At 71.2% G+C, this 2,211-nt stretch carries 2 protein-coding genes; one reads left to right on the forward strand and one right to left on the reverse strand.

What is annotated here, in order from left to right; all coding sequences use genetic code 11:
• On the reverse strand, positions 1–1,517 hold a 1,517-nt coding region (locus tag G6017_RS04950; RefSeq protein ID WP_182616206.1), incomplete at its 3' end, for an MFS transporter.
• A gap of 104 nt (positions 1,518–1,621) precedes the next feature.
• Between G6017_RS04950 and G6017_RS04955 the strand changes: the two genes are divergently transcribed.
• The coding region (locus G6017_RS04955) for a TetR/AcrR family transcriptional regulator (RefSeq protein ID WP_182616208.1) at positions 1,622–2,211 on the forward strand (590 nt) is incomplete at its 3' end.

Consider the following 2,211-nt stretch of genomic DNA (forward strand, 5'->3'; position numbering starts at 1 on the left):
CCCGTCTCCGATTCGCCGTGGGGGACGTAACCCCGCCCGGGGGCCACGAACAGCAGCACCACCGCAGCGCCCGCCGCGACCAGCCCCAGCGCGAACAGTGCGTCGGAGATCCCGGTCACGAAGACGTCGGCGGCGGCGTCGACTATCCCCTGGAGCGCCGGCCCGGCCACGGCGACGAACTCCACCGCGCCGGCGAACGAGCTCTCCACCGCCTGTCGCCCGGACTCGGGCACGCCGGGCAGGACGTCGACGATCCCGGTGGCGTAGCGGCCGGCCAGGATGCTGCCCGAGAGCGCGATGCCGATCGCGGCTCCCACCTCGCGCATCGCGTCGTTGACGGCGGCGGCCACCCCCTGTTCGTCGACGGAGATGTCGGAGACGATCGCCGAGGTCGCCGGCGCCGTCGAGAGCCCCAGACCCACGCCCGCCGCGAGCATCGGCCACATGATGTCCCAGTACGTGGAGTCGACACCCAGCCGGGAGAGCAGGATCATCCCGGCCGCGATCGCGCCGACGCCCACCACGGAGACGACCCGCAGCCCGACCACGGCGGTGATGCGGGGCGAGACCAGCGAGAAGAGCAGGACCGGCAGCGCCATCGGAGCCAACGCCAGGGAGGCGGCGATCGGGTCGTACCCCTTGACCAACTGCAGGTACTGCACGATCAGCAGGAAGAACCCGAAGATCGTCAGGAACTGCATCCCGACGGAGATGGAACCCGTGGCGAAGCCCCGCCGGCGGAAGTACCGCACGTCGAGAAGGGGATCGGTGGCACGGAGTTCGACCAGGACGAAGGCCAGCAGGCTCACCGCGGCCACGATGAGGGTGACGACGACGAGGGGGTCGGAGAAACTCGTGTGCGCGCCCTCGATGAGGCCGAAGACGACGCCACCGACCGCCAGCGCCGAGAACACGGATCCCAGCACGTCCGGCCGCCCGTGCCGGGACGCCACGGATTCACCGATCGTGAGGGCGGCCAGGAGCACCAGCAGACCGATGCCGGAGTAGACCACGAAGATCGCCTTCCACGACCACACCTCCAGCATGACCCCCGAGCTGAGCAGGCCGACGATCCCGCCGATACCCGCGAACCCGGCCCACATGCCCACTGCGGAACCGCGACGCTCGGACGGGAAACTGGCGGTGAGCAGCGAGAGCGTGGAGGGCATGACGAACGCCGCGCCCACTCCGGCCACCGCACGCAGGACGATCACCCAGAGCGGCGAGTCCAGCCAGATGGGCAGGGCCGAGGACACGGTGAACAGGGCCAGCCCCACGATGAGGGTGGCCCGGCGGCCGAAGCGGTCGCCCAGGGCGCCTGCGGTGAGCACGAGCGCGGCGAGCGCCAGCGTGTAGGAATCGACGATCCAGGTGAGCTGGGCCTGGGTTGCCCCGGTGGCCACGGCGATGTCCGGGAGGGAGGTGTACAGCGCGGACATCGTGGCGACGACCAGCGACACCGCCACGATGTTGACGAACAGCAGCCAGCGGCGCCGTCCGGTGGTCAGTTCCAGCACTTCGGCTCCCTGGGGTCGGAGGTGGCGACATCTGAAGAAACGATACCGCCGGTATCGGTCGGGTCACCACACCGTATCCCACCGGGGGCCGTCACAATGGACCCATGCAGTCTCCGACCGATCCGCGCCGCGCCCGCTCGCGGGGAAAACTCCTGGACGCCGCGGTGGACCTGCTCCTGTCAGGTGGTGCCGCGGCGGTGACGGTGGACGCGGTCACCCGCGTGTCCGGCGTCGCCCGGACCACGCTGTACCGCAACTTCCCCTCCACCGACTCACTGATCGCGGCGGCGTTCCGGCGCCTGCTGCCGGCGCCGGAGCCGCCTCCGAGTGACGCCCCGGTGCGCGATCAACTCGTCCAGCTGTGCACGTCCATGACGCGCCTGATCCAGGACGCCCCGCTCCAGCAGTCGATGTGGGGATGGCTGGCGATGGGCCGGGGTGCCGGGGACGACGACGAGGTGGGCGAGCTGCGCCGCGGCGTCGTGGACTCCTACGCCGCCCCCCTGCACGCCGTCCTGTCCACCGCCGAGTCCGCCGGAACCCTGATCCCCGGGGACCGCGACCTGGCGGTGGCCCAGCTCGCCGGGCCGGTGGTCCTCGCGCGCATGATCGGACTGCGACCGTTCACCGCCGCGGACATCGAGATGCTCGTCGACGACTTCCTGCGCAGCCGCCTCGCGGGGGAGGCGGCCCG

The sequence above is a fragment of the Dietzia sp. B44 genome (assembly GCF_014145245.1).
In the GTDB taxonomy this organism is placed as follows: Bacteria; Actinomycetota; Actinomycetes; order Mycobacteriales; family Mycobacteriaceae; genus Dietzia; species Dietzia natronolimnaea.